The sequence below is a fragment of the Cellulomonas sp. KU4C genome, from assembly GCF_056868065.1.
In genome coordinates this window covers 1,663,498-1,690,117 of sequence record NZ_CP200322.1, presented here as the reverse complement: position 1 = coordinate 1,690,117, position 26,620 = coordinate 1,663,498, and the positions used below count along the sequence as shown (strand labels likewise).

The 26,620-nt window shown below is 73.4% G+C and carries 22 protein-coding genes and 3 pseudogenes; 10 read left to right on the top strand and 15 right to left on the bottom strand.

What is annotated here, in order from left to right:
- Positions 1–152 precede the first annotated feature (152 nt).
- The 6 genes and pseudogenes from AC1VL8_RS08050 to AC1VL8_RS08025 all read left to right on the top strand — a co-directional run bounded on the left by AC1VL8_RS08050 (position 153) and on the right by AC1VL8_RS08025 (position 6,017).
- Entirely contained in the window at positions 153–881 is a 729-nt protein-coding gene (locus AC1VL8_RS08050) for an ROK family protein (protein WP_483074804.1), read from the top strand.
- 4 nt (positions 882–885) lie between these two features.
- A complete protein-coding gene (locus AC1VL8_RS08045) occupies positions 886–1,698 on the top strand; it encodes an ATP-binding cassette domain-containing protein (protein WP_389225471.1) in 813 nt (270 codons plus the stop codon).
- 235 nt (positions 1,699–1,933) lie between these two features.
- A pseudogene (locus AC1VL8_RS08040) lies at positions 1,934–2,396 on the top strand (ATP-binding cassette domain-containing protein); the annotation flags it as partial.
- Between the two features lie 123 nt (positions 2,397–2,519).
- Positions 2,520–3,491: an ATP-binding cassette domain-containing protein gene (locus AC1VL8_RS08035; RefSeq protein WP_483076209.1), complete on the top strand. Its 972-nt coding sequence runs from the start codon at positions 2,520–2,522 to the stop codon at positions 3,489–3,491.
- A gap of 28 nt (positions 3,492–3,519) precedes the next feature.
- Positions 3,520–4,815 (top strand): multiple monosaccharide ABC transporter permease, encoded by a 1,296-nt coding sequence (gene mmsB / locus AC1VL8_RS08030; protein WP_483074803.1) that lies wholly within the window; start codon positions 3,520–3,522, stop codon positions 4,813–4,815.
- A 92-nt stretch (positions 4,816–4,907) separates the two neighbouring features.
- A complete protein-coding gene (locus tag AC1VL8_RS08025) occupies positions 4,908–6,017 on the top strand; it encodes a substrate-binding domain-containing protein (protein WP_483074802.1) in 1,110 nt (369 codons plus the stop codon).
- A 61-nt stretch (positions 6,018–6,078) separates the two neighbouring features.
- On the opposite strand, the gene AC1VL8_RS08020 is transcribed toward AC1VL8_RS08025, so the two are convergent.
- From AC1VL8_RS08020 to AC1VL8_RS07990, 7 genes are all read right to left on the bottom strand, one after another.
- Complete coding sequence (locus tag AC1VL8_RS08020; RefSeq protein ID WP_483074801.1) at positions 6,079–6,654, bottom strand: GNAT family N-acetyltransferase; 576 nt, start codon at positions 6,652–6,654, stop codon at positions 6,079–6,081.
- The gene (locus tag AC1VL8_RS08015) at positions 6,651–7,208 is read right to left on the bottom strand and encodes a Panacea domain-containing protein (RefSeq protein ID WP_389225456.1); all 558 of its coding nucleotides are present in this window, start codon (positions 7,206–7,208) and stop codon (positions 6,651–6,653) included. The genes AC1VL8_RS08020 and AC1VL8_RS08015 overlap by 4 nt, the downstream gene beginning before the upstream one ends.
- 101 nt (positions 7,209–7,309) lie before the next feature.
- On the bottom strand, positions 7,310–7,915 hold the full coding sequence (locus AC1VL8_RS08010; RefSeq protein WP_483074800.1) for a hypothetical protein: 606 nt from the start codon (positions 7,913–7,915) through the stop codon (positions 7,310–7,312).
- Between the two features lie 4 nt (positions 7,916–7,919).
- Complete coding sequence (locus AC1VL8_RS08005) at positions 7,920–10,856, bottom strand: glycoside hydrolase family 3 C-terminal domain-containing protein (protein ID WP_483074799.1); 2,937 nt, start codon at positions 10,854–10,856, stop codon at positions 7,920–7,922.
- 54 nt (positions 10,857–10,910) lie between these two features.
- A complete protein-coding gene (locus AC1VL8_RS08000; RefSeq protein ID WP_483074798.1) occupies positions 10,911–11,348 on the bottom strand; it encodes a hypothetical protein in 438 nt (145 codons plus the stop codon).
- A gap of 85 nt (positions 11,349–11,433) precedes the next feature.
- Positions 11,434–13,824 carry a glycoside hydrolase family 3 N-terminal domain-containing protein gene (locus AC1VL8_RS07995; protein WP_483074797.1) on the bottom strand — a complete coding sequence of 797 codons (2,391 nt, stop codon included), beginning with the start codon at positions 13,822–13,824 and terminating at the stop codon, positions 11,434–11,436.
- A 216-nt stretch (positions 13,825–14,040) separates the two neighbouring features.
- Entirely contained in the window at positions 14,041–14,757 is a 717-nt protein-coding gene (locus tag AC1VL8_RS07990; protein ID WP_483074796.1) for a LytR/AlgR family response regulator transcription factor, read from the bottom strand.
- Positions 14,758–15,213: 456 nt separating this feature from the next.
- Here AC1VL8_RS07990 and AC1VL8_RS07985 point away from each other — a divergent pair, with 456 nt between their 5' ends.
- From AC1VL8_RS07985 to AC1VL8_RS07970, 4 genes are all read left to right on the top strand, one after another.
- Positions 15,214–15,663, top strand: coding sequence for a hypothetical protein (locus tag AC1VL8_RS07985; RefSeq protein ID WP_483074795.1), 450 nt, complete (start codon positions 15,214–15,216; stop codon positions 15,661–15,663).
- Entirely contained in the window at positions 15,660–16,559 is a 900-nt protein-coding gene (locus AC1VL8_RS07980) for an ATP-binding cassette domain-containing protein (RefSeq protein ID WP_483074794.1), read from the top strand. Before AC1VL8_RS07985 ends, AC1VL8_RS07980 begins: the two co-directional genes overlap by 4 nt.
- Positions 16,556–17,446, top strand: a complete 891-nt coding sequence (locus tag AC1VL8_RS07975) for a hypothetical protein (protein WP_483074793.1) — start codon at positions 16,556–16,558, stop codon at positions 17,444–17,446. The genes AC1VL8_RS07980 and AC1VL8_RS07975 overlap by 4 nt, the downstream gene beginning before the upstream one ends.
- Before the next feature lie 215 nt (positions 17,447–17,661).
- A complete protein-coding gene (locus tag AC1VL8_RS07970) occupies positions 17,662–18,708 on the top strand; it encodes a LacI family DNA-binding transcriptional regulator (protein WP_483074792.1) in 1,047 nt (348 codons plus the stop codon).
- 136 nt (positions 18,709–18,844) lie between these two features.
- Here the strand turns inward: AC1VL8_RS07970 and AC1VL8_RS07965 are convergent, their stop codons facing one another.
- The 8 genes and pseudogenes from AC1VL8_RS07965 to AC1VL8_RS07930 all read right to left on the bottom strand — a co-directional run bounded on the left by AC1VL8_RS07965 (position 18,845) and on the right by AC1VL8_RS07930 (position 26,608).
- Positions 18,845–19,960: a hypothetical protein gene (locus tag AC1VL8_RS07965; protein WP_483074791.1), complete on the bottom strand. Its 1,116-nt coding sequence runs from the start codon at positions 19,958–19,960 to the stop codon at positions 18,845–18,847.
- A gap of 335 nt (positions 19,961–20,295) precedes the next feature.
- Complete coding sequence (locus AC1VL8_RS07960; RefSeq protein WP_483074790.1) at positions 20,296–21,036, bottom strand: S8 family serine peptidase; 741 nt, start codon at positions 21,034–21,036, stop codon at positions 20,296–20,298.
- 40 nt (positions 21,037–21,076) lie between these two features.
- Positions 21,077–21,526: pseudogene (locus tag AC1VL8_RS07955) on the bottom strand (S8 family serine peptidase); the annotation flags it as partial.
- Between the two features lie 613 nt (positions 21,527–22,139).
- Positions 22,140–22,703 (bottom strand): hypothetical protein, encoded by a 564-nt coding sequence (locus AC1VL8_RS07950; protein ID WP_483074789.1) that lies wholly within the window; start codon positions 22,701–22,703, stop codon positions 22,140–22,142.
- Between the two features lie 234 nt (positions 22,704–22,937).
- Positions 22,938–23,711: a 2-dehydro-3-deoxy-D-gluconate 5-dehydrogenase KduD gene (gene kduD / locus AC1VL8_RS07945; RefSeq protein ID WP_483074788.1), complete on the bottom strand. Its 774-nt coding sequence runs from the start codon at positions 23,709–23,711 to the stop codon at positions 22,938–22,940.
- Positions 23,708–24,232: pseudogene (locus AC1VL8_RS07940) on the bottom strand (5-deoxy-glucuronate isomerase); the annotation flags it as partial. The pseudogene AC1VL8_RS07940 and the gene kduD, both read right to left, overlap by 4 nt.
- A gap of 307 nt (positions 24,233–24,539) precedes the next feature.
- Entirely contained in the window at positions 24,540–25,400 is an 861-nt protein-coding gene (locus AC1VL8_RS07935) for a fumarylacetoacetate hydrolase family protein (protein ID WP_483074787.1), read from the bottom strand.
- Positions 25,400–26,608 (bottom strand): glycoside hydrolase family 88 protein, encoded by a 1,209-nt coding sequence (locus AC1VL8_RS07930; RefSeq protein ID WP_483074786.1) that lies wholly within the window; start codon positions 26,606–26,608, stop codon positions 25,400–25,402. Before AC1VL8_RS07930 ends, AC1VL8_RS07935 begins: the two co-directional genes overlap by 1 nt.
- Positions 26,609–26,620: the final 12 nt, after the last annotated feature.

Genomic DNA, 26,620 nt, shown 5'->3' with positions numbered 1-26,620 from the left:
GGTCCTGGTCGAGCAGGCCCTCCCCCTGCCGCACGAGCACCGCGCGGACACCAGCCTGGACCGCGCGGCGCTGCTGATCGTCGAGCTCCTGGCGCGCGTGGGCGCCGACCTCACCGAGCTTCCTGGGCATCGGCATCGGCCTGCCCGCCCCGGTGGACGCGACGACCGGCACCGTCTCGGTCCCGGGGATCCTGCGCGGCTGGGACGACTCCCCCGTGGCGGCCGTGATGGCGACGCGGCTGGGTGTGCCGGTGTTCGTGGACAACGACGCGAACCTGGGGGCGCTGGCGGAGAGCCGCCTGGGCGCGAGCCGGCACTTCCGGGACTCCGTGTACGTCCGTGCGTCGCACGGCACCGGCGCCGGGGTGTCGCTGAACAAGAACCTGCACCGCGGCTTCGCCGGGACGGCGGGCGAGATCGGCCACGTCCAGGTCGACGCGCAGGGCGTCGTCTGCCTGTGCGGGAGCCGCGGCTGCCTCAACACCGTCGTGGGCGCGCCCGCGCTGATCGAGGTGCTCCGGGCGAGCCGCGGCAGCCTCACGCTGCGGGACATCGTCGCGCTCGCGAACGACGGCGACCCGGGCTGCCGGCAGGTGGTCGAGGACGCCGGCGCCACGATCGGCGCGGTCGTCGCGGGGCTGGCGATCGCGGTGAACCCGCAGTGCGTCGTGGTCGGCGGGGAGCTCGCGGAGACCGGGGAGCTGCTGATCGGCCCGATGCGGGAGGCGATCCGGCGGCGGGTGCCGCTGAACCACATCGCCCCGCTGGAGGTGGTGGCCGCGGGCTGCGGCCCCCGGGCGGAGGCGATGGGCGCGGTGCTCCTCGCCCTGGAGAGCACCCGGACGACCCTGTCACCGCACGGCCGGCCGGACGGAGACTGAGACCGTGGCACTCGACGTGGAGTGGACGACGACGCAGGACCGACCCCGGGCGGGCGGCCCGCCGCTGCTCGACGTGCGGCGGGTGACCAAGCGGTTCGGTGCGGTGGAGGCGCTGACCGAGGTGGACCTGCGGGTGCACGCGCACGAGGTCGTGGCGCTGGTCGGGGACAACGGCGCGGGCAAGTCGACGCTCGCGAAGATCGTCTCCGGGGTGCTGCAGCCGGACAGCGGCGCCGTGGTGCTCGAGGGCGAGCCGGCGTCGATCCCGAACCCCGCGGCCGCGCACGCGCTCGGCATCTCGACGGTGTTCCAGGACCTCGCGCTGTGCGAGAACCTCAGCGTCGCGGCGAACATCTTCCTCGGCCGCGAGCTGCGCGCCTCGCGGCACAGCCCGATGGACATCGACGGGATGGAGCTGGCGTCCGCGCAGATCCTGCGGGACCTGACGATCACCGTGCCGTCGGTGCGGACGCCGGTGCGCGAGCTGTCCGGCGGGCAGCGGCAGGCGGTCGCCATCGCGCGCACGCTCACGACGCGGCCCCGCATCCTCGTGCTCGACGAGCCGACGGCCGCGCTGTCGGTCGTGCAGACCGCCGAGGTGCTGATGCTCGTCGAGCGGCTGCGGGCGATGGGGCTCGGCGTGGTCATCATCAGCCACAACCTGGCCGACCTGCGGGCCGTCGCGGACCGGATCGAGGTGCTGCGGCACGGCCGGAACAACGGGTCGTTCGACGCGGGCACGTCGGCGCCGGAGGAGATCATCGGCGCCATCGCCGGAGCCACCCGACCGGTCCGTCCGGCGTGGGCGACGCGCTGACCGGCTTCAACCACGGCCGGGATTTGCCTTCATAAGTTGTCGGCAACCGCCCGCGACCGCCCGCTTTGACCACATCCGGACCGCCGACGACCCCCAGGTTGCGAATCGATAACGCCGACCACGCCGGTTGCCTTCAGAGGTTGACGCGTAGCCCGCGGCGGTCCTAGCGTCCAACCGAGCTCGACAAGACCGGCGACGACGCCGGCCGTGCAGCGCGGCACAGGGAGCAGCACCGATGGCGGACAGCCCCGTCGTCCTCGAGATGAGGTCGATCACCAAGACCTTCCCGGGCGTGAAGGCCCTGGACGACGTCCGGATGGTCGTGCGTCAGGGCGAGATCCACGCGATCTGCGGGGAGAACGGCGCCGGCAAGTCGACGCTGATGAAGATCCTGTCCGGCGTCTACCCGCACGGCACCTACGACGGCGCGATCGTCTACGGCGGCGAAGAGGTCCGGTTCAAGGACATCAAGTCCAGCGAGCGCGCGGGCATCGTCATCATCCACCAGGAGCTCGCGCTCATCGGGGAGCTGTCGATCGCGGAGAACATCTTCCTCGGCAACGAGCTTCTCCGGGCCGCTCGGCATCGACTGGGACACCACCCGCGAGCGCGCCGCGGAGCTGATGAAGCGCGTCGACCTGACCCTGTCCCCCGACGAGCTCGTCAAGAACATCGGCGTCGGCCAGCAGCAGCTCGTCGAGATCGCCCGGGCGCTGTCCAAGGACGTGCGGCTGCTGATCCTCGACGAGCCCACGTCGGCGCTCAACGAGGAGGACTCCGCGCACCTGCTGGACCTGCTGCGCGACCTGCGGGCACAGGGCATGACGAGCATCATGATCAGCCACAAGCTGGGCGAGATCGCGGCCATCGCCGACTCGATCACGATCATCCGGGACGGGAAGACCGTCGAGACGCTGGACGCCGCGGCGGGCGAGGTCGACGAGGACCGGATCATCCGCGGCATGGTCGGCCGGTCGCTGGACCACCGGTTCCCCGACCACACCCCGCAGATCGGCGAGACGTTCTTCGAGGTCCGGGACTGGTGGGTCGAGCACCCGCAGGTCGCCGGCCGGATGGTCTGCAAGGGGTCGGCGTTCCAGGTCCGGCACGGGGAGATCGTCGGGTTCGCGGGGATCATGGGCGCCGGGCGCACCGAGCTCGCGCGGTCGGTCTTCGGCCGGTCCTACGGGCGGTTCCGCCGCGGGGAGATCCTCATCGACGGCACCCCGGTCGAGCTGCACACCGTCCAGCAGGCCATCGACCACGGCATCGCGTACGTCCCCGAGGACCGCAAGGTCCAGGGCCTCAACCTGCTGGACAGCATCCTCGACACCATCGTGTCCGCGGACCTGCGGCGGATCACGCGGAACCGGGTGCTCGACACCGACAAGGCGTTCCTCGCGTCCGAGCACTACCGGAAGTCCCTGAACATCCGCACGCCGTCGGTCCGGCAGGGCGTGGCCAAGCTGTCCGGCGGCAACCAGCAGAAGGCGCTGCTCGGCAAGTGGATGTTCCCCGAGCCGGACCTGCTGATCCTCGACGAGCCGACCCGCGGCGTGGACGTCGGCGCGAAGTACGAGATCTACGGGCTCGTGCAGCGCCTGGCCGACGCGGGCAAGGGCGTCGTCGTCATCTCCTCCGAGCTTCCCCGAGCTGCTCGGCCTGTGCGACCGGATCTACACGATCTTCGAGGGCCGGATCACCGGGGAGCTCGACCGGGCGCACGCCGACCAGGAGTCCCTGATGCGGCTGATGACCGGCACCTCCCCCGCCCTCACCAACTGACGACCTGACCGAGAACCAGCGAAGGACGACCGGACGATGACGTCTCTCAAGCAGCTGTTCGGCGGCGGCGCCCGCCAGTTCGGCATGGTGTTCGCGCTGATCGCGCTCGTGCTCGTGTTCCAGATCGCCACCGGCGGGAAGGTGCTCACGCCGACGAACGCGCAGAACATCATCAACGGCAACTCGTACGTGCTGATCCTGGCCATCGGGATGGTGCTGGTCATCATCGCCGGGCACATCGACCTGTCGGTCGGGTCGGTCGCGGCGGTGGTCGGCATCATCGTGGCGCTGGCGATCCGCGACTGGGGGATCCCCTGGTGGCTCGGCATCGTGCTCGGCCTCGCGGTGGGCGCGGTGATCGGCGCCTGGCAGGGGTTCTGGGTCGCGTACGTGGGGATCCCCGGGTTCATCACGACGCTCGCCGGGATGATGTTCTTCCGCGGCGCCAACCAGTACATCGGCAAGTCGAACACCGTCCCCGTACCCGAGGAGATCCAGACGCTCGGCGCCGGCTACCTGCCCGAGTGGGGCCCCGCGACCGGCCTGAACAACTGGACGCTGCTGCTCGGGATCCTCGCGATCGCCGGCGTCGTCTACGGCGAGACCCGCCGGCGGCGCTCGGCCCGCAAGCTCGGCGGCACGCCCGTCGAGACCTGGGTGTCCGTGGTCCGGGTCGGCGCGCTGGCGCTCGTCATCGCCTACGCGACGTGGCTGTTCGGCAGCGGTCGCGTCGGCACGTCGTTCCCGGTGTCCGGCGTGATCCTCGGCGTCCTCGTGCTGCTCTACGGGTTCATCTCGAGCCGCACGATCACCGGCCGGCACGTCTACGCGGTCGGCGGCAACAAGGTCGCGGCGGCGCTGTCCGGCGTCAACATCCGGCGGACGAACTTCTTCGTCATGATGAACATGTCCGTGCTGGCCGCGCTCGCCGGGATCGTGTTCATCGGGCGGTCGACCGCCTCCGGCCCGTTCGACGGCACCAACTGGGAGCTCGACGCCATCGCCGCGGTGTTCATCGGCGGCGCGGCGGTCTCCGGCGGCGTGGGCACGGTCGTCGGGTCGCTGATCGGCGGCCTGGTGATGGCGGTGCTGAACAACGGCCTGCAGCTGATGGGCGTCGGCTCCGACAGCACCCAGATGATCAAGGGCCTGGTGCTGCTCGCCGCCGTCGCGTTCGACGTCTACAACAAGGTCCAGGGCCGCCCGTCGATCATCGGGCTGCTGATGAAGGGCGCCCGACGCGGCGGCCCCGAGCTGCCGGGCAGCGACGACAGCGGAGCCGGCACCGGCGCCGTGCCCGTGTCGCAGAACGAGACCCTCGCCCGCGGCTGACCTGCCCCTCCCCTCTGACCCGTGCCGACCCCCGGCACGGCGCTCGACCGCACCCAACGGCGGGTGCCCGACCAGGAAGAGTGACACCACCCATGAAGAAGCTGACTGCGGCGCTGGTCGCCGCCGGAGCCGCCGGAGCGCTGCTGCTCACCGGCTGCTCGTCCGAGCGCGCCGGGTCCACCACCGACCCGACCGACTCCACCTCCGAGGAGGGCGGGGGCTTCGCGGCCGACGCCACCATCGGGGTGGCCCTGCCGCAGAAGACCTCCGAGAACTGGGTGCTCGCCGAGCAGCTGTTCAAGGACGGCCTCACCGAGGCGGGCTTCGACCCGATCGTCCAGTTCGCGAACAGCGGCGTCACTGAGCAGCAGAACCAGATCCAGGCGATGACCGAGCAGGGCGCCAGCGTGATCGTGGTCGGCGCCATCGACGGCTCACAGCTCGGCTCCCAGCTCGAGGCGGCGGCCGACTCCGGCGCCAGCATCATCGCGTACGACCGCCTGGTGAAGAACACCGAGGCCGTCGACATGTACGTGGCGTTCGACAACTACCAGGTCGGCGTCCTGCAGGGTGAGGCGCTGCTCCAGGGCCTCGCCGAGCGCAAGGGCGAGGGCCCGTACAACATCGAGCTGATCGCCGGGTCGCCGGACGACGCGAACTCGACGCCGTTCTTCGACGGCGCGATGAGCGTCCTCCAGCCGAAGATCGACGACGGCACCCTCGTGGTCGTCTCCGGCCAGACGTCGTTCGAGCAGGTCGCGACCCAGGGCTGGAAGGCCGAGAACGCGCAGAAGCGCATGGACACGATCCTGTCCGGCACCTACGGCGACGTGGAGCTGCACGGCGTCCTGTCCCCGAACGACACCCTCGGCCGCGCGGCGCTGACCTCCGTGGCCCAGGCCGGCAAGGACACCCCGGTCGTCACCGGCCAGGACTCCGAGGTCGAGTCGGTGAAGTCGATCATGATGGGCGAGCAGTACTCGACCATCTACAAGGACACCCGCGAGCTGGTCGCCCAGACCATCAAGCAGATCCAGGCGCTCCAGAAGGGCGAGGAGCCGGAGATCAACGACACCGAGTCGTACGACAACGGGGTCAAGGTCGTCCCGTCGTACCTGCTGACGCCGGTGATCGTCACGAAGGAGAACGCGGCCGACGTCTACAAGGACGACGAGACGCTGTTCCCGCTGACCCAGGGCTGACGCCCCGGGGGCAGGCGCACGCACGCCGAGGGCGGGTCCGGGAGCGCCGGGCCCGCCCTCGTCAGGCGCCGATCGGCGGCGCCGCTGGCGCCCACGTCACGGGAACCAGTCCCGCCGCGCACGCGGCCTCCACGAGCCGGCGCGCCGTCGAGACCTTCATCCGCAGCCGCGGCGAACCCGCGCCGGCCTCGACGAAACCCATCCGGGTGTACATCGCGCGGACATGCGCGGAGGCGTCCACGGCCACGTCGAGGACGATGTAGCGGAACGGGCTCTGATCGGCGATCCGCACCGACGCGGCGAGCGACTCCAGCACGAGTCGCTTGCCGAGTCTCGCGCCGTGGTGGGAGACGTCCAGCGCGACCCACACCAGGTGACTCGCCACCTCGTCCTTCTCCTCCGAGGCGCCGCGGACGGTGATCTGCCGCATCGAGAAGAACCCGCAGCAGGCTGCGCCGCGCACGAGGACGTGGGTGCGGACCCTGCCCGTCCGGTGCGCGGCCCCCGCCTTCGTGAGCCACACGTTCGCGGAGGCGAGTCCGGAGTCGAACGCCTCCATGCCGACGCCGTCGTCCCACGGGACGCACGCCTCCCACGGGCACGCCGACGAGACGCCGGTGCGCATGGTGTCGGTCATGCGAGGAGGTAGGCCACGGCCTTCGCGACGGCCTCAGGTGTCGACGCACGGTCGAGCGCCGCGACGTCCTGCTCGTCGACGTAGTCGACGTGCGCCGAGATGACGTGCTCCCCGGCGGGCGCGCCCCGGTGGTAGTAGTCGCGGATCTCCTTCACCGGCATCACGGTGCGGTGCGTGCCCGTGTAGTGGTCGACGTAGGGCGGGTCGTCGTGCGACATGGCCCGCAGCTGGGAGGCCGTCTTGTCCGCGTAGATGGCCCACACCTGCGACAGCACGTCCTCGGCGACCTCGCCCAGCTCCGGCGCCGCCGGGACGTCGTCCATCTGGATCGGGTCGCTCTTGAACCGGCTGAACCGGGAGTACACGTCGTAGACGACCGGCCCGTGGTCCCACGCCTCGACGTCGTCGTCGAACAGTGCGGTACCGGTGGCGGCGAGGTGGTGCGCTTGAGCGAAGTACAGCATCTTGTTGAGCTTCATGTTGCTCATGTTGCGGACACCGGAGGCGGCCGCCCGGGCGAACATCCAGTTCGCGATCTGCATCGCCGTGGTCACCGGAGCACCTCCTTCTCGCTGCGCGCGATCGTGGCTGACGGATCGACAGTAGCGGTTCGGACTGACACGCGAACCCCCCTTCGAGGAAGACGACCCGGTCCTCACTCCGCCCCCACCTCCTCCGGCACCACCCGGAAGATCACCTTGAAGATCGGGAAGAACACCCAGAACGACACCGCCGCGTTCACGATCATCGTCGCGAAGTCCGCGAGGGTCTCGCCGGTGGCACCGAGCCCCCAGGTGTCGATGAACAGCGCGTACACGGGCGCCTTGTAGACGCCCTGCAGCGCGGCGGCGACCAGCGTGATGACGACGTACGCGATGGCGTACCAGCACGCCGCGCGGAGCACCGACGAGTTCGACCGGAACGTGATCCGGCGCTGGGCGAAGAAGTTGATCACCTGCGCGATGAGCAGCGTGATCTGCACGGCGAGGAAGTACGCCAGGCCGCCCCCGCCGCCGGGGAGGGCCCCGGCGGCGTAGTCGAACACGTAGTACGGCGTGCCGTCGGGGTTGGTGCCGACGGACCAGACCTGGAACGTGGTCGAGACCAGGGACGTCCCGGCGAACACCCAGCGCAGCGCCGGCATGAGCGCGAGCTGCAGCACGGTGATGCCGTTGCTGACCACGAGGAACACCACGAACTGCGCGGTGCTGGGCCGGCGGGCGGCGAACCGCCCCCAGGCCTCGGCGATCCGGGCGAGCACGTCCTCAGGCCCCGGTCGACCGGACGCGGCGCACCCGCCGGACCACCAGCACCGTCCCGCCGAGCACCAGCAGCCCGATGACGGCGGTGCCGACGATCTGCGCGACGACCCAGGTCGGCGGCGTGTAGTCGACGGTCGCCCCGGGGGCGAGGCCGTTCATCGCGTTGGAGTTGACGACCGTGAACAGGATGTTGTGCGTGGCCTGCCGGATGTCCGCCACCGCCTTGGGCGACGTGGTGTCGCTGAACGACTTCGACGGCTGGAACGTCAGCGTGAGGTCGGTCCCGGCGCTGACCCCCTGGTTCGGGTTCATGTACGGGTACAGGTTGAAGTCGGAGATCGCGAAGCCCTCGAAGCCCCACTCCTCGCGGAGCACCGTGGTCATCAGGGCCTCGGAGCCACCCGCCCAGGTCGCGCCGATCCGGTTGAACGAGCTCATCACGCCGCCGGCGCCGACGGTGGTCTCCGCGAGGGTGCCCTCGTCGTCGGCGAGGTAGCGGACGTCGGCGCTCACGCCCTTGACGACCATCTCGAACGGCTTGAGGTAGAGCTCGCGGATGGTCTGCTCGGTCGCCCAGGTGGCGACGCCGTTGTTGACCCGGTTGGTCTCCTGCTCGTTGAGCGCGAAGTGCTTGAGGAACGTGTAGACGCCCTTCTCCGCGGCACCGTTCGCGACGGCGGTGGCGAGCACGCCGGAGAGCACCGGGTCCTCGGAGTAGTACTCGAAGTTCCGGCCGCCGAACGGGGAGCGGTGCAGGTTCACCGCGGGGGCGTACCAGCCGTTGATGCCCTTGTGCAGGGCCTCCTCGCCGAGAGTCCGGCCCATCGCGGCACCGAGGTCGGCGTCCCAGGTCTGCGCGATCAGCACCTCGGACGGGTAGGCGACGCCGTTGATGGACGAGTTGATGAACGACGAGAACCCGGCGGGGCCGTCGGGCTCGACGGTCTGCGGCTTGGCGATCGAGCCGATCGCGGCGGTCTGGTACGCGCCGTTGAGCAGCATGTCCGTCATGTCGCCGACGGACAGGGAGTCGAGCAGGTCGTCCCAGCGCGGGTCGTCCTTGGGGGCGCCGCGCAGGTCGATGAGCGCGATCTCCGACCGGGCGTCGGTGGTGGGCGCGTCGCCGTCGAACTCCCCCGCCGCCGCGGCGTCGTCCCAGGCGGCGAAGCCCGCGACGACCTCCGGCGACGCGACGTGCTGCTCCGGGGTGGGCGCGGTCGGGAACGTCCCCGCGAAGTCCGCGCGGGACATCGGCCGGACGGTGCCCCCGGCGGCCTCCGCGGCGAACGCGGCGGAGACGTCGTCGAACTGGTTGGTGACCGGCGCGCGGTCGCTCGCCCGGTGGTCGTCGCCCGCGTAGACGACGTCGACGTCCACCGTGTAGGTGATCGGCTCGGTGCCCGACGCGACCGTGTGCGAGTCGGTGCGCACGGTCAGCGCGTAGTCACCGGCCTCGAGCACGTAGGCGCGGTGCTCCTGGTGGTCGTAGGACGCCATGTCCTCGACGGCGAGCTCGAGCGTGACGGTCTCGCTGCCGCCGGGCGGGATGACGCCGGTCTTGGCGAAGTCGCCGAGCACGACCTCGGCCTTCTCGATGCCGCCCGGCGTGTAGGGGGCGGAGACGTACAGCTCGACGACGTCCCGGCCGGCGACGGCACCGGTGTTGGTGACCTCGACGGTCACGGCGATCGTGCCGTCCACGTCCCCGGACCGCGTGTCGACGACCCGCCAGGCGAAGTCCGTGTAGCTCAGGCCGTGCCCGAACGGGTAGACGACCGCCTCGTCGTAGTCGAGGAACCCCTCGGCCGCGGCGGTCTCGTAGTAGCGGTAGCCGATGTAGAGGCCCTCGGCGTAGTGCACGAACGGGGCGTCGGTCGTGATGGTCGCGTTCGACGTGGCGGTCTCCAGCGACGAGACCGGGTACGACGCCTCGACGTTCTCGTAGACGAAGTCGCCGAAGTTCGGGTACGTGGGGTCCGCGGTGAAGTCGGCGGCCCACAGGTCCGCGGTGCGGCCCGACGGGTTGACCTCGCCGGACAGGATGCTGCCCAGCGCGTTCAGCCCGGTCGCGCCCGGGGAGCCGGCGAGCAGGATCGCGTCGACGCCCGGGTCGTCCTGGAGGTCGCCGAGCTCGAGCGTGGTGGAGGCGTTGACCACGACCACCACCGTGTCGAAGCGCGCGGTCGCGAGGGCGACGAGGTCGCGCTCGTCCTGGTTGAGCTCCAGCTGGTGCTGCCCGGGCACGGCGTTCTCGTCCCAGTCCGTCATGTCCTGGGTGAGGTCACCGCCCTCGCCGCCGGGGCGGCCGATGTGCACGACGGCCGCGTCCCCGTAGTCCGCGAACGTGCCCGCGTGCGTCTCGTACTGCGCGACCGGCAGCTCGCCGACCAGGTAGGTCGACGCCTCCGGGTTGTCCATCTCGATGTAGCCGCGCGGGTTCTGGTCGGCGAACGCCGCGACGGCGTCCAGCACGGTGCCGTTGACCGCGAACCCGGCGTTCTCCAGCCCGGCCCGGGCGGTCACCGCGGAGTTGGTGTCCACCGACCCGGAGCCCGAGCCGCCGAACACCGGGTCCGCGGCCGCGCGACCCAGCAGGGTCACCCGCGCCCCGGCGTCCAGCGGCAGCGCGCCGCCCGCGTTCTTCGCGAGCACGATGCCGCCGGCCGCGATCTCCTCGACCAGCGCCTCCGCGGCGGCGTCGACCTCGTCGAGGCTGCCGTACCGGGACGCCGAGTACGTGGTGTCCCAGCCGGCGGCCTCGGGCGCGTTCGTGAACGTGTAGGTGCCCGACCCGAGCTGGGACGCCACCCACCCGCCGGCGACGTCGAGCGCCACGTTCGCGACGACCGTCAGCGCGGTGACCGTGGCCAGCACGGGCACCCAGATGAGCAGGTACTTCTTGTTCGACATCGGGTTCTTCGACGGCGCCGGGCGCTTCACTGCGGTCCTCCTGGGGCTGGCGTGCGGGATCGGGACGGGCGAGGGCGGGGCCGGTTACCCCGTGACCTCGGTGATGGCGCCGTCCTGGTCGATCTGCCAGGTCCGGTCGGTGGCGGCCGAGTCGGCCTCGATCGTGTACGCGCCGTCGGTGATCGTGACCGTGCCCTGCACGCGGGACGCCGCGTCCGAGAACGTGTACGGCACGACCAGCAGGCCGTACTTCACCGTCGGCGCGTCGACGTCGCTGGCCAGCATGATCTGCGCCCAGCTGTCGTCCTCGGCGAGCGCGTCGGCCACGGCCGTCCGCGCATTCTGCAGGTCCTCGGCGACGTCGACGTCCACCGTCGTGCTGTCGGACGCGCCGGACGACGCACCGCCGGACCCGTCGCCGCCTCCGCCGCACGCGGTCAGCGCCGCCGCGCCGGTGACCGCGATCAGCAGCCCGACGGCCGCGCCGAGCACCTTGTTCTTCCGCACACCCGTGGTCCTCATGCCTGCTCCTCGTGGTTCTGGTCCTGCTGGGGGTCGGTGGTGCCGGCGGACCTCGGGGTCGTGCCCCGCGGCCCGCCGGCGGGGGTCAGCCCGTGATCGGGCCGGAGAAGTCGAGCCCGAAGCCGAACGCGTACGCGTGGCCGGCGGAGTCGACGTAGGGCTCGGTGTCCTCGCCGACGTCCTCGAGCTGCGCCTCGACGGCGTCCATCGACGCGGGGAACCCGATCGGCAGCCGGCCCTGCGGCTCGTGCAGGCCGAGCGCGACCTCGATCAGCGCCCGGTCGCCGACGCCGAACCCGACGACGATCGCGTCGGAAGCGGCCTCGAACTCGGTCGGCACCGTCGGGTTGTTGGCCTTCAGGACGGTGATGACCGGGATGTCCCGGCCGCTGGCCTCGACGGCGGCGACGGCGCGCTCGAACGCGTCGAGGTCGGCCTCGTTGGCGATCCGCGAGGTGCGGCCCAGGTACGACCGGTTCTCCCGGGTGCCGTCGGCGGCGACGTCACCGGAGATGGACACCGGCCGGACGTGCTCGCCGTCCGCGGTGTACGGGCGGTACTGCAGCGACAGCGGGTACCACTCGCCGGTCACGGTGTCCTCGCCGGCCGACGTGAACGTGCCACCGTTGTTCGGGCTGCTCATGCCGACCAGGACGACGTCCACGTCGCTGAGGTCCGGGGCGGTGTAGCCGGTGACCCGGCCGTCCGCGTCGGTGACCGCCTCGTCGGTGACGACGGTGCCGAACACCTGCTCGGCGACCTCCAGGTCCAGCCCCGGGCCCTCGACGTACTCGGCCGGGCCGAACACCCCGTCGAACCCGGTGCTGTACGAGCGCGGGACGTACGCCGTGGCGTCGGCCCACCGCGCGTCCTCGGTGGGCGCGACGGTGCCGGCCTCGTTCTTGAGCAGCACGACCGAGTCGCGCTGCGCCTGCAGCCCCGCGTCGACCTTGTCCGCGCTGGCGACGACCGCCCGCGACTCGTCGAGGTCGAGGTAGGCGTTCTCGTACAGGCCGGGCTGGAACATCATCGTGAGCACCCGGGTGCCGGTCTGGCGGAACCGGGTGTCCGCGTCGACGTCGTTCAGCCCGGCCTCGAAGTCCGCCCGCCACAGGGCGTGCGCCGCGAGCACCGGCTCGACGTCGTTGTTGCCGCCGAACATGTCGTGCCCGGTGCGCAGGATCGCGTAGTGCCGCTCCTCGACCGTCAGGTCGTCGACGCCCCACGACATGCCGAACGTCGCGTCCGGGTCGGTCGAGCCGCCGGCGGTGACGCCCCAGTCGGTGACGACCACGCCGTCGTAGGCCTCGCGGAGCAGGCCCATCCGCGTGGTGTCGTACGCGGCGCCGGTGCGGTCCTCGAACAGCGCGTCGCCGTTCGCGTCGAGCGCCACCGAGTACGCCGACATGACCGCCGCGGAGTCGAGCGACCCGAGGAACGCCCGCGTGTGCGCGTCGAAGTTGTCGCCCGGGTAGACGCCGTACTTGCCGGAGTTCCGGTGCGACTCCCGGCCGCCCTCGCCGGGTCCGTCGCCCGCCCAGTGCTTGATCATCGCGTTGACGGACTCCGGGCCCCAGCCGTCGGTGCCCGTCGAGCTCTGGAACCCGTCCACGTACGCCGCGGCCATCTCGGTCGTGAGCTCGACGTTCTCCCCGAACGTGCCGTCGACGCGCAGCCAGCGCGGCTCGGTCGCCAGGTCGATCTGCGGGCTGAGCGCGGTCGCGATGCCCAGCGCCCGGTACTCCGCCGAGCTCATCGTCGCGAACGCGTCCATGGTGTCGCCGTCGAACGTCGCGGCGAGCCCCAGGTTGGAGGGCCAGCGCGAGATGTCGTCGCCCTCGGAGTTGTAGCCGCCGGACCCCGCCGTCGAGCGCGGGTCGGAGCTGAAGTTCACCGGGACGTACGGCTCGTCCTCGTCGGCCAGCGACTCGGCGTGCGCCTGCATCGCGTTCGACCAGGTGACGTTCGCGTCGACGTCGTTCGGGCCGGCGTTCAGCACGTTCCGCAGGCGCGACTCCTCGAGGTACGTCTTCTGCGCCGGTGTCAGGCCGTCCGCGGGCGACCGCTCGTGCGAGCTGAACAGCATCAGGCCCGCGATCTGCTCGATCGACAGGTCCTCCGCGAGCGCCGCGGCCCGGACCTGCGGGGTCTCGCGCCAGTCCTCCCACACGTCGAGGCTGCCGTTCGCGTTCATGTCCTTGAACGCCTGCTCGACGCCGTCGACCTCCTCGGTCAGCAGCTCCACGCCGCTGTCGACGCCGTACGACAGGCGCGGGCCGTCGCCGGGGTTGTCGACGACCACGAACGTCGTCGTCCCGTCGGTCACCTCCCGCGTCGTGAACGCGTCCGCCGTCGCGTCGTCCTCGGGTGACCCCGCCGAGCACCCCGCGAGCGCGAGCATCGCCAGGCCGGCGAGCGCCGCCGTGGCCCGCGTGCCCGTCGACCTGCCGTGGGTCCGTCCTGCTGTCGTCGTCATCGACTCTCCCGTGTCGCCGTCCGACCCGGCCCGCTGCCCCGGCGGGCGGCCCGACCGAGCGGGGACGCGTCGCCGGTCCGTGCGCCACGTCGCGCACTTCACGGACCGATCGCCGCCGCGGACCAGGGGGTCCCGCGGCTGCTACTCAAAAGTAGCGACGGGGTCCGACACGGCCGCCCCGGTGCGCACGATCGGTCGAACTCCGTGCACGGAAGGTCAGCGGACGCCCCCGCCGCCGACCTGGTCCGTCATCGCCTCGAGGAACTCGCGGCGCCGCCCCCGGCTGATCGGCAGCTCGTCGCCGCCGAGCACCAGGCAGCTCGACCGGTGGATGGCGTGCACGTGCCGCAGGTTCACCAGGAAGCTGGTGTTGCAGCGCAGGAACCCGCGCCCGGCGAGCTGCTCCTCGACCGCCTTCAACGTCCCCGAGAACACGTACTGCCGACCCACCGCGTGCACGGTGATCCGGTGCCGGCTGCTGCGCACGTAGACGATGTCCGCCGGGTCCACCCGCGCGATCCCCCGCGCGGTCGGCAGCAGGACGTCCGCCGCCGGGGCCCGCCGCACCCGCCGCAGCGCCCGGCCCAGCTCCTGCGCGAACGCCCCGTACGGCACCGGCTTCACCAGGTAGCTGAGGGCGTCCACCTCGTACCCCCGGATCGCGAGCTGCGCCATGCGCGTCACGAACACGATCGCCACCCGCTGGTCCAGCGCCCGCACCGCACGAGCCGCCTCGAACCCGCCGGTGCGGGGCATCTCGACGTCCAGGAACAGCACGTCGAGGTCCGGCCGGTACCCCTCGACGAGGTCCGCACCGTCCGGCCACGTCCGCACCGCGAGCGCCACGCCCCGCTCGTGCTGGAAGCGCCGGAGGTGGGACGTGAGCTGGTCACGGCCCTGCTGGTGGTCGTCGACCACACCGATCTGGAACACGCGCGGGGCACCTCTCGCCGACGGTCCCGGGGCCGCGGGCCCCGGACGGAACCCACGCCACGCTGGCACGCGGACGACCACCTAGGCGCTACTCAACAGGAGCGTCGGCGACCCGGGGTGAGTAGCAGCCCCGCCCAGCCCCGCCCCGCCCCGCCCCGCCCCTGGCGACGAGAGGTCACGACTCGCTGGACGCGGGCGCTCGGCGCCCGCGTGTCGTGACCTCTCGTCACGGAGACGACCCGGGGCGGGTACGGAGGAGCGGGTCGTGGGGCGCCGGGCGGAACCAGAACGCTCCCGAGGTCGACTCTCCCCACGCTGAGGCCGGCGGAGCGCCACCTACCGTGCGGGGCACGCGCTCTGCCGAACGTGCGCGTGATCCGCGAGAGAACGGACGGTCCGCACCATGACCTCTCAGCACGACGGCGACACGTGGGACACCTACCTCGGAGTGGTGACGTGCGCCTAGGCCGAGCGGTCATCCTCGGCGTCACCCTCGGCATCGCGGTGGCCGGCTGCGGTGCTGCGAGCGGCGGCGGCACCGAGGTGCCCCTCGGCGTCGACGACCCCGCACTCGTCGAGCGCGTCACCTTCGGCGAGGTGACCGCGGACAGCTGCATCGCCGACACCCGCGCAGTGGACGGCCTCGTCGCGGTGGCGCCCTGCGACGTCGCGGGGAGCGTCCCCGTGCAGCAGGTGACGACCGTCGGCACCGACGCCCCCGCCGAGAGGCCTGCCGAGCAGGTCGTCCACGGGTACGCGTCGGCGGCCTGCACGGGAGCGGTGACCGACTACGCGCGCGACCGCAGCATCCCTGAGACGGGTCTGCTCCAGATCGCCGTCATCTCGGACACGGAGTGGTCGGGCGCGCAGACCCCGGTGGTCTGCGCCGTCTCCGAGGCGCTGTGAGCACGCGCGCCGTCACGTTCGAGAGCGTCACCGTCTCCCGGCTCCGGCGCGAGATCGTGCGGGACGCGAGCTTCGCGGTCCGCTCGGGCGCGGTGCACGCCCTGCTCGGGCACAACGGCGCGGGCAAGACGACGCTGCTGCGGGCGATGTGCGGGGTCGTGGCGACGTCGCGCGGCCGGGTGGTGCAGGCCGACGAGCCCGCGGTGCTGTTCGCGCACTCCCGCCTGCCCCGGGAGACGACCGCCGCACAGGTCCTCGAGTACCGGCGCCGGGTGCGGGGCCGGTCCCGGGCCGACGTGGCAGCCGTGGCGGAGCGCACCGGCGTCGCAGGCTTCCTGGACCGCCCCAGCGCGGCGCTGTCGACGGGCATGGCGCAGCGGGTCGGCATCGCCGCGGCGCTGGTGGACGACGCGCCGACCCTCGTGCTGGACGAGCCGACGACCGGCCTCGACCCGCAGGGCGTCGCCGGGCTGCTCGACCTCGTCGTCGGGCTGCGCACCGAGGGGCGGACGGTGATGATCTGCTCGCACGACCTGTCGCAGCTCGAGCTGGTCTGCGACGAGGTGACGTGCCTGCGGGACGGCCGGGTGACCGTCACCGGCCCGGTCGACGCCGTCGCGGCGACGGTCGCGCCCGCGGGACACGTGCTGCGCACCACCGACGACACCCGCGCGGTCAGCCTGCTCGCCGCCGCGGGGCTCGCGAGCACGGCGACCCCGCGCGGGCTGCGCGTCGGACCCGAGGTGGGGCTGACGGACGCGCTGCTGGTGCTGCGCGGGCTCGACGTCCGGGAGTCGACGGTCGAGCGCGGCCTGTTCGCTCGCGTCTACGACCGGTACGCGTCCGCCCCGCAGACCGCGCCGGGGCGTCGGGCTCGGCGGGGTCGACGCCGATGAGCGCGGGGGGTGCCGTGCCGGGCGCGGTGCTGCGCCTCGTCCTCGGCCGGCGCGTGACCGCGGTGGTCGGGTGGCTCGCGCTGGCGGTCGTCCTCGTCCTGCCGCTCGGTCGGTTCCTGTCGAGCTCCGGCGACGTCGGCGCTGCGGTGTCCCGGGCGGAGGTCGCCGCGGCGGAGCTCGCCGCCGCGACGGGGTCGGCCGTCGACCCGGCAGCGACGTACGCCGAGCCCCGGTACCTGTTCGCGGTGCAGGCGCCCTACGACCTCGCCGCCGTCGCGCTCGGGCTGGCGCTGCTGGCCCTGCTCGGCGGGGCGGTGCTCACCGGCGGCGACTGGCGCAGCCGCGCGGTCGGCGTGCTGTTCCCCCGGTGGCGAGCGCGGGCCGCTGCCGCGACGTGGCAGGTGGTCGCCTGGGCGGGCCTCGCGGCGACAGGGGCGGCGGTGCTGCTGGCAGCGGGCGCGGCGCTCCTGCTCGCGGTCGCCACGTTGCGGGGGTCGGCGGCCGGGGCGGACGTCGCCGGCACCGCGTGGCTGGTGCTGCGCGGGACCCTGCTGGTGCTGACCGCGGGGCTCGTCGGGGCGGGCGCTGCGGTCGTGGTGCGGTCGGAGGTGGTCGTGATCCTCGCGGTGCTCGGCGAGGTGCTGCTCGCGGAGGTCCTGCTGCCCGCGCTGCTGGCGGGATGGCGGTCGCCCGGCGCCGCGCTGGTGCACGCCGCCCTCGCGCCGGATCCCGGACGGGAGGCGCTGTTCGGGTGCGACGCGCCCCGGTGCGAGCCCGCGGTGCTGGCCGGGCCGGGCTCGGTGGCGCTGCACCTCGGCGCCCTGGTGCTGGCGCTCGCGGCGACCGGGGCGACAGCGGCCGCGGCGCGGCGACCGATCTGGTCCTGACGAGCACCCCTCCCCGCCCCGCCCCGCCCCGACCCGGCCCGGGTCACGAGAGGTCACGACTCGCTGGGCTCGGAGGCCGGGCGCCCGCGTGTCGTGACCTCTCGCCACGGGGTCCGCCGGGAGCGACCCACCCGAACGGGCGATGACAGACCCCGCCGGTCGCCGGCGGCCGTAGGCTCGCGCGCAGGACGATCACGGGCGGGAGGGCACCCACGATGGCGAGCGCACGTCGCACCCCCGCCTCCCCTGCCCGCGCCACGATCGCCGACATCGCCAAGGCCGCCGGGGTCTCCGCGACCGCCGTGTCGTTCGCGCTGAACGACCGCCCCGGCATCAGCGAGGAGACGCGCCGCCGCATCCTGGACGCCGTCGCCGACCTGAACTGGCGCCCGAACGTCGCCGCCCGGGCGCTGACCGGGATGCGGTCGGACACCGTCGGGCTGGTGGTCGCGCGCCCGGCGCGGACGCTCGGGGTGGAGCCGTTCTTCGCGCAGCTGCTGTCCGGCCTGCAGGCGCGCCTGTCGACGCAGGTGGTCGCGCTGCACCTGCTGGTCGTCGAGGACGTCGCCGCGGAGGTCGGGGTCTACCGCCGGTGGGCGGCGGAGCAGCGGGTCGACGGGCTGGTCGTCGTGGACCTCGAGGTCGACGACCCGCGCCCGGGCGTGCTGCGGGACCTCGGGCTGCCGGCGGTGGTCCTCGGCGGGACCGGCGACCCGGGCGTGCTGCCGGCGGTGTGGGTCGACGACTACGCGGCGATGGCGCAGGTCGCCGAGCACCTGGCCGACCTCGGGCACCGGCGGGTCGGACACGTCGGCGGGATCCCCGACTACGAGCACTCGGTGCGGCGCGTCGACGCGCTGCGGGACGCCTCGGAGCGGCTGGGCCTGGAGGTCCGGCACGAGGCGACCGACTACTCGGAGTCCGCGAGCGCCGCCGCGACCCGTCGCCTGCTGGGCGCTGACGCCCCGCCGACCGCGATCGTCTACGACTCGGACGTCGCGGCGCTGGCCGGGCTCGGGGTCGCGTCGACGCTCGGCGCGCGGGTGCCGGAGGACCTGTCGGTGGTGTCGTTCGACGACTCCGAGCTCGCGCGGCTGGTGCACCCGGCGCTGACGGCGCTGAGCCGCGACACGCACGCGCTCGGGATGCTGGTCGCGGACACGCTGCTCGAGGTGGTCGCGGGCCGGGACGTCGGGCCGGTGGTGGTGGCGCCGGCTCCGGTGCTGACGCCGCGCGCGAGCACGGGCCCGCCGGCCGCCTGACGCTCCGGCCACGCCCGCCGTCGAGATAGGACGCCGGAGCCGAGACAGGGCCGTACGAGGTCCTACCTCGGCGCGGCGGTCCTACCTCGATAAGCGCGCAGGGCGCGAGGGCGGCAGTGCCGGGCGACGGCAGGGGTCACCACTCGTCGTCGTGGGCGACCGGGGCAGGAGCCGTGGCCGGCAGGGCGTCGCGCCCGCCCGCACCCGCCGCCGGGCCGAGGTCGGGCCGGCCGGCACCGTCCTCGACGTCGATCCGCGGGGCCAGGAGACCGCCGGACCCGCGCCGACGCGACTGCTTCGAGCCCCCCGCGCCCGCACCACCGCCGCCCATCGGCGCGCCTGTCCCGGTACCGGTCGGACGCGCACCGGCCGCCGACCCGCCCGACGCACCGGGCTGCGCACCAGGGGCGAGCCCCGAGGTCGACCCGGCAACCGCCGAACCGGGCCTACCGACCGCCCCCGGGGCGCCACTGATGCCGCGCCCGCCTGCGCCGCCGACGACCCCGAGCCCACTGCCCGCGCTGCCCGACCGCATCCCTGCGGCGCCGCCCGCTCCGGCGCCACCCGCCGCGCCGAGCCTGCTCAGACCCGCGGCTCCGAGCCCCGCACCGCCAGCAGCGAAGCCGCCGGTGAGCGCACCGGGACCTGGGCCGCCGAAGCCCGACGCCGCGCCGCCGCCCGCACCGCCGAGGCCGCCGGCGCCAGGCACTCCCGGTCCCGCGGCGGAACCACCGGGCACGAACCCGCCGACCCCGCCATCCGCGGAGCTGCCGTCGCCGCCACCGGGGACGTGCCCGCCGAGGCCGTTGCCCGCGCCACCCGACCAGCCGGAGCTGACGGAGCCGGAGCCGCTGCCCGCGTCGGACCCGGACCCACTGCCGCCGACCAGGCCGACCCCGTTGCCGACCGGCCCGTCCCAGGTCGGGGCGACAGCGCTGCTGCTGCCGTGGCCCCAGGTCATCCCTGCCACCGAGCCGGATGGAGAGCCGCCGGTCCCGACCACCGAGAAGGTGCCGCCGCCCGACGTCGGGGCGTCACGTCGCGTCGATGGTGCAGATCCGGCCGGGGCGTCGTCGAGGCGGAACGCGTCCTGCTCGCCGTGCAGGAGCAGGTCGATCGCGCCGAGCCGCCCGTCCAGGGCGTTGAGCGCGGTGGAGGCGGCCCGCTCGCGGGCTCGTTCCCGCTGCTCCGCGAGCATCTCGGGTGTCAGCCCCGTGGCCGCACCCGGCACTTCGAAGAGCCCGGCCTGCATCGGCTTCCCGGCGCTCAGCGGGGGTCACCGTCCCGCGCGGGAGCGAGTGGTAGTCGTCCTTCGCGTCCGCGATCGCCGACCTCGCCTGCTCCGCTGCGGCTGCCAGGGTGCCGAGGTGACCCGAGACGCGAGCGATCTCCTGCGAGAGCGAGGACAGGGTGGCCTGCGCGGCCGCGCCTGACGCACCGCGCATCACGTACTCCAGGCCGGCGGACACGTCCTGCAGGTGAGCCGCGACCTCACCCGTCGCCGTGTGACCCGAGCCGAACGTGTCGTGCTGGCGCTGCACGGCGCTCAGGTCCGCGTCGAGCGTGCGCCCGAGCCGAGCCGCGTACTCACCCATCGTGTCCTCCTGAGGTGGAACGGGCCGGCTGCTCGCGTCCCGGCTCGGTGCGCCGACGGATGAGGACGACGGTGACGACCCCGAGCACGAGCACCACGGCGACGACGCCCAGGATCACGGGAAGGACGGTGTCGCCCTCAGAGGGCTCCTGCGGCTCGCTCTCCGACGGTGCGTCGCCACCGCGCGAGTCGGGGGTCGGCACCGCGGATGCCCCTGGGCCCGTTCCACCGACTGCCTCGCGGATGGCGTCGACCGACGGGTAGGCGTCCTCGTCGTCGTCGACGAACGGGTTGACGTCGGGGTACGCGCGCGGGTCGCTGTCGAGCAACTGGCGCACGTTCACCGCGCCGTAGCCCCAGGCGAGGTCGGCGATGACGGGTTCGTGCTCGGTGCCGTCGGTGGTGCGGACCAGGGACTGCTGGATCTGGTTCGCGGTCGCGTCGGGGTACAGCGACCAGGCCAGGGCCAGTGCTCCGGACACGAAGGCCGCCGAGTCCGACGAACCGGTGGCGACGCCGTACCGCTGCCAGTCACCGGCGATGCCACGGATCTCCGCGCCGGGTGCGACCACGTCGACCCCACCGCCGAGCGGGCTCCCCTCCGCGAGCTCGAGCCCCGGCCCGAGCGTGCCGACCGTCACCACGCCGTTGTACGACGCGGGCGAACCGTCCACGATGCCCTCGTTGCCGGCGGACGCGACGACGATGACGCCTGCACGGTAGGCAGCGAGCATGTCCTGGTCCGAGAACTCGTAGCTTCCCGGAGACGTTGATGATGTCCGCGCCGCTCGCCACCGCGTCCTGGAACGCCCGGGAGAAGTCCGGCGGGGAGCAGGGGCCGAAGCCCTCCTGGGTCCCCAGCGCGAAGACCTCCACCCGGGCGCCGGGGGCCACCCCCCGCGTGCCCGGCGCTCCACCGGCACCCGCTCCGGTCCCCACGATGAGCGCGCTGATGTGAGTCCCGTGCCTCGCGCGCTCGGCGGTCGAGATCGCGACGCCCGGGCTCCCGTCGGGCTCGGGACAGTACGCGGGCTCCCGGACGGTGACGTCCGCGCCCACCAGGTCCGGGGCCGCCGGGTTCACGGACGTGTCGATGACGGCGATCGTGATCCCCGCGCCCGTCGAGCGCTGGTGCAGCTGCTCCAGCCCGGTCGCCGAGTAGTACCAGAGCCCGCCGTCGGACGGGTCGGTCGCGGCCTGCGCTGCCCCCGGTGCCAGCGCCATCAGGGGGGCGACCGCCGCGGCGAGCACCCACCGCAGCGACCGGCGGCGTCCGCGGGTCACGAGATCGACCTGCGCACGGAGCTTCTCCGCGCTGACGGGCACCGCCGACGGCACCACGTCGAGCTGCGCCGCGATCCGGTTGAGCGCCTCCTGCTGCGCGGCGTCGACGTCCCGCATGGCGCGGATGCTCTCGGCGAGCGCGAGCCGCGCGGACTCCAACGACTGCTCGATGCTCGCGATCCGGCCCCCGACCGAGGACACCGCGTGGTAGTAGCGCCCGGCGAACACCTGCACGCCGGGGATGTCGGGCCACGACCCCGGAGCGGCGTCCGCCGCCCGCGCCTCGAGCTGGGACCGGAGCGTCGCCACGTCGTCGTGCATCGTGAGCAACCGGCTCACGCTGCCCTGCAGCTCCTCGTACTGGTAGTCGACCTCGCCGGCCACGTCGTCCTCCGCCTCAGCATCCGTGTGTCGCCCCCTGCGACGCCGCCCGGACCTGCACGCGGCCCGGAACCGGTCGAAGGTTAACGCACGGGTCACGACGGGTCCGCCGGTGTCACCCGCACCTGTGGACGACCACGCGGACGGCCGTCGCGGGTCACCCGAACGGCGGTCAGCCGGCGGCCGGTGGTGCCGTGGGGCCGGGCCGCCACTGCCAGTCGCCCATCCGCTCGGGCGCGTCGACGCACGGCGAGACCGTCGACACACGCACGAGCGGCGCCAGGCCCGCGTCCGGGGTCGTCACCGAGACCACCGTGAGCACGTACCCGTCATGCTGGAGATCGACGGCGTAGCTCTCGTCCGCGTCGCCCGCCACGCGTTCGTCTGCGATCGTCCACCCGTCGGCGACATACGACTCGACCAGAGCCCGCCCGAACGTCTCCGTCTCCCGCGGGGGATCGACCAGCACCTGCCGCAACGACAACCACTGGATCGCCGTCGGGTCGGTCGCACTCCCCGGAGACGACGACGAGCAGTCCACCCAGTGGTCGAAGTCCTCCGGGAAGTCGTTCCGCGTGAACTCGACCTCCGGGAACAACGCCGGCAGCCCCCCGATCGCGTGCTCCGCCGTCCCGACCGACGTCCGCCACGCCAGGTCCGACGCGGCCTCGCGCTCGTCCTCGCTCGGACCGGTCGCACAGCCCGACAGCCCGATGACCGCGACCAGCAGGAGCACTGCCGTCCGGCCTGCGCCACCGACGCGCGGACCGGCCGACCAGGGTCTCGTGAGGAAGCGCACGCCGCTCACCGTAGGCGCTCCGTCATGCGCCCAGGGTGACGGCCCGCGGTTCGACGTCGAACCGGGGTCCGATCCCTGCCGGGTCGAGCTCCGGCCGGTGCGGCCGGGTACGACGGGTCCCGGGGCGGTGCCGGATCCCGTCTGCACGGCACCGCCCGTCGGGCGCGGAGGTCAGCGGGTGAGCCACCCCCCGTCGACGGCCAGGACGGAACCGTGCACGTACGCGGCGGCGGGCGACGCGAGGAACACGGCAGCCCCCCGCAGGTCCTCGGGCGTCCCCCACCGCCCGGCAGGGATCCGCCCGAGGATCTCCGCCGACCGCCCCTCGTCCGCCCGCAGCTGCGCGGTGTTGTCCGTCGCGAAGTACCCGGGGGCGATGGCGTTGACGTTGATGCCGAGTCCCGCCCACTCGCTGGCGAGGGCCTTCGTCAGCCCGGCGACGGCGCTCTTGGAGGCGGTGTAGGAGGGCACGATCTTCCCGCCCTGGAACGACAGCATCGACGCGATGTTGATGATCTTCCCGCCGTCGCCCTGCTCGACGAGGACGCGGGCGACGGCCTGCGTCAGGTAGAACACCGTCGACAGGTTGAGGTCGATGACGTCCTCCCAGTTCTCGACGGAGAACTCCAGGGCGGGCTGCCGGCGGATGATCCCGGCGTTGTTCACGAGGATGTCGATGCGGCCCGCGAGCCCGACGATCTCCGTGACGAGCGCGGTCAGGTCGGCGGGGGTCGCGGCGAGCAGGTCGGTGACGACCTCCCACGCCCGCCGGCCGGTGGCCTCGACGTCGGCGACGGCCTCGGGCGACGGGGTCTGGCCGACGATGACGACGTCGGCACCCGCCTCGGCGAGCGCCGTCGCGATGCCGCGACCCAGGCCCCGGCCGCCGCCGGTCACCACCGCGACCTTCCCGTCCAGCCGGAACAGGTCGAGCACCCCGGTCATCGCAGGTCCGCCGGGTCGACCGACACGACGTCGGTGTAGTCGATGTTCTCCCCGGCCATCGCCCACACGAACGAGTACGCCCCGGTCGCCGACGCGCAGTGGATCGACCACGGGGGCGAGACCACCACGTCGCGGTCGTGCAGCAGCAGCTGCCGGGTCTGGTCGGGCCGGCCCATGAGGTGCACGGCCACGTCGGAGCCGAGGCCGTCGTACAGGTAGATCTCCGTGCGCCGGTCGTGGACGTGCGGCGGCATGGTGTTCCAGACGGAACCGGCCTCGAGGGTCGTGATGCCGAGGACGAGCTGGTTGGACTCGATCCCGTCGGCGTGGACGTACTTGCGGATCGTGCGGTGGTTCGACTGCTCGGCGGAGCCCAGCACCAGGGCCTCGACGCCGTCGCGCGACGCGAGCGCGGCGACGGTGCGGCGGTGGGCCGGCGCCGACACCAGGTACACGGTGCCGGTGCCGTCGAGCACGATGTCGCGGGTGCCCAGCGGCAGGTAGAGGACGTCCTGCGGGCCGACCTCCCAGCGGTCGCCGTCGGCGGTGACCGTGACGGACCCGGCGAGGCCGACGACGCCGAGCTTCCCGGCGCTCCAGCAGGAACTCCGCGGCGATCTCCTCGGGCGCGGTCAGGGCCACGGACTCACCGGAGAGCGCGACGCCGCCGACCAGCAGCCGGTCGTCGTGGGCGTAGCCCCAGGTGACGGTGCCGGGGGTGAACAGGCCGGACAGCACGAACCGGTCGCGGAGCTGCTGGCCGGACAGGGCGCCGACGTCGTCGGGGTGGGTGCTCCAGAGGCGGGTGACGGACATGGTGGTTCTCCTTCAGTGCGAGGACGAGGACGTGGGGGCGGACACCCGGTTGCGCAGGGTGCCGACGCCGCCGACGGTGATCTCGACGACGTCGCCGGGCCGGAGCCAGCGGGGTCCGCGGTCGAGGACGTGCGGGAGCTTCTGCGGGGTGCCGGTGGCGATGACGTCGCCGGGCCGGAGCGTGACGACCTGGCTGACGTACGAGACCAGGCGGGCGACCCCGAACACCTGGTCCCGGGTGGATCCACTCAGCGTGAGCGAGCCGTTGACGCGGGCCTCGACGGTGAGGTCCTGGGGGTCGGGCACCTCGTCGGGGGTGACGACCGCCGGGCCGAGCGGGGCGAACGTGTCGAAGGACTTGCTCAGCACCCACTGGCTGCTGCGGCGCTGCCAGTCGCGGGCGCTGACGTCGTTCAGCACCGTGTAGCCGCCGACGTGGGTGAGCGCGTCGGCCTCGGTGACGTCGTGGGCGGTGCGGCCGATGACGACCGCGAGCTCGGCCTCGTAGTCGACCTCGGTGCCGGCCCGGGGCAGCAGCACGTCGTCCTCGGGCCCGACCACCGCCGAGGTGGCCTTGGCGAACACGTCGGGGTGCTCGGGGTCGTCCTGCGCGGTGTGGCCGCGGTAGTTGTACCCGACGCAGAGCAGCGAGCCGGGGCGCACGGGGGCGAGCAGCCGGACGGCCTCCCGGGGCCGGACGTGCGCGGGGTCGGGGTCGGCGACGGCCGCGCGGACCTCCGGACCGGCGTCCAGGGCGTCGACCAGCGTCGCCGGGCCGTCGGGGACGGCCGCGCGCAGGTCGAGCACCCCGCCGGGGACCAGCGCGCCCGGCCGCGGCGCACCCCCGGGCCCGGCGAACGTCACGAGCCGCATCAGCGCACCGCGCCCGGTGCCGGGGCCACCCACCAGGGAGACTCCCACCCCGGCACGAGCCGCCGGGTCAGCGCCTCCAGGTAGTAGTAGTCGCCCCAGAGGTTGCCCTCGTCGACGCCGACGGACTTCGGCATGTCGTAGACGCCGTGCAGCAGCAGCGGGTCGCCGGGCTCGCCGCCGGCGGGCGCGTACCCGGCGGCCAGGGAGTCGACCATCGACGCGGCCGCCGCGCGGTACCGGTCACCGGCGTCGCCGGGCAGCAGCCGCGCGAGCTCGTCGAGGCCGCACGCCGCGATGGCCGCCGACGACGAGTCCCGGGCCGCGCCGGACCCGTCGGTGAGGATCAGGTCCCAGTAGACGACGTGGTCGGCGGGCAGGTGCGCGAGGAAGTAGTCGGCGCACCGCAGCGCGGCGTCGAGGAACGTGCCGTCGCCCGTCTCGCGGGCCGCGAGCGCGAACCCGAAGATCCCCCACGCCTGCCCGCGCGCCCAGCAGGACCCGTCGGAGTAGCCCTGCTCCGTCGCGCCGCGCAGCGGCGACCCGGTGACGGCGTCCCAGTAGAAGGTGTGGAACGTCGTGTCGTCGGCCCGCAGGATGTGGTCGCGCAGCGCCGCGGTGTGCCGGTCGGCGGCGGTCGCGTACCGGGGGTCGCCGGTCTCGGCGGTCGCCCAGCGCAGCAGCGGCATGTTCATCAGGCTGTCGATGATCGTGCGGCCGCGCTGCGCGGGGTCGGCGAGGTCGCCCCACGCCTGGATGATCCCCGCGGGCTCGAGGAACCGGAGCATCAGCGCGTCCGCGGCGGCGAGCGCCGCGTCCCGGGCCTCGGCCGAGCCGGTCCGGCGCCACGCGGTGACGCAGGACAGCGTGTAGAGGAACCCGAGGTCGTGGGTGTCGAGGTCCACCCCGCCGTGCACGCGCCGGGCGTACGAGGCGACGTGCGCCTGGGCGGCGTCGCGGTAGCGGTCGTCGCCGGTGAGCTCGTGGGCGAGCCAGAGCTGGCCGGGCCAGAAGCTCGTCGTCCAGCCGTAGTTCGCGCCGGGGGCGGTGTCGGGCAGGTCGGCGCGGGCGGGGCGCAGCGGGTACCGGTCGTCGGTGGTGGTGTCGGCCGGGTAGCGGGTGCCGAACGACGCGATGTTCGCGTCGACCGTGCGCAGCGCGGTGGCGGCTGCGGCGCGCGTCGAGGACGCCGTGGCGTCGGTCGTCGTCATGGGGGGTGTCTC

Excerpts from the sequence above, each read along its gene's own strand:
- AC1VL8_RS08035 (WP_483076209.1), top strand. The coding sequence starts at position 2,520 with ATGACGAGCATCATGATCAGCCACAAGCTGGGCGAGATCGCGGCCATC.
- mmsB (WP_483074803.1), top strand. The coding sequence starts at position 3,520 with ATGACGTCTCTCAAGCAGCTGTTCGGCGGCGGCGCCCGCCAGTTCGGC.
- AC1VL8_RS08025 (WP_483074802.1), top strand. The coding sequence starts at position 4,908 with ATGAAGAAGCTGACTGCGGCGCTGGTCGCCGCCGGAGCCGCCGGAGCG.
- AC1VL8_RS08020 (WP_483074801.1), bottom strand. The coding sequence starts at position 6,654 with ATGACCGACACCATGCGCACCGGCGTCTCGTCGGCGTGCCCGTGGGAG.
- AC1VL8_RS08000 (WP_483074798.1), bottom strand. The coding sequence starts at position 11,348 with ATGAGGACCACGGGTGTGCGGAAGAACAAGGTGCTCGGCGCGGCCGTC.
- AC1VL8_RS07995 (WP_483074797.1), bottom strand. The coding sequence starts at position 13,824 with ATGACGACGACAGCAGGACGGACCCACGGCAGGTCGACGGGCACGCGG.
- AC1VL8_RS07975 (WP_483074793.1), top strand. The coding sequence starts at position 16,556 with ATGAGCGCGGGGGGTGCCGTGCCGGGCGCGGTGCTGCGCCTCGTCCTC.
- AC1VL8_RS07970 (WP_483074792.1), top strand. The coding sequence starts at position 17,662 with ATGGCGAGCGCACGTCGCACCCCCGCCTCCCCTGCCCGCGCCACGATC.
- AC1VL8_RS07965 (WP_483074791.1), bottom strand. The coding sequence starts at position 19,960 with ATGCAGGCCGGGCTCTTCGAAGTGCCGGGTGCGGCCACGGGGCTGACA.
- AC1VL8_RS07960 (WP_483074790.1), bottom strand. The coding sequence starts at position 21,036 with ATGCTCGCTGCCTACCGTGCAGGCGTCATCGTCGTCGCGTCCGCCGGC.
- kduD (WP_483074788.1), bottom strand. The coding sequence starts at position 23,711 with ATGACCGGGGTGCTCGACCTGTTCCGGCTGGACGGGAAGGTCGCGGTG.
- AC1VL8_RS07935 (WP_483074787.1), bottom strand. The coding sequence starts at position 25,400 with ATGCGGCTCGTGACGTTCGCCGGGCCCGGGGGTGCGCCGCGGCCGGGC.
- AC1VL8_RS07930 (WP_483074786.1), bottom strand. The coding sequence starts at position 26,608 with ATGACGACGACCGACGCCACGGCGTCCTCGACGCGCGCCGCAGCCGCC.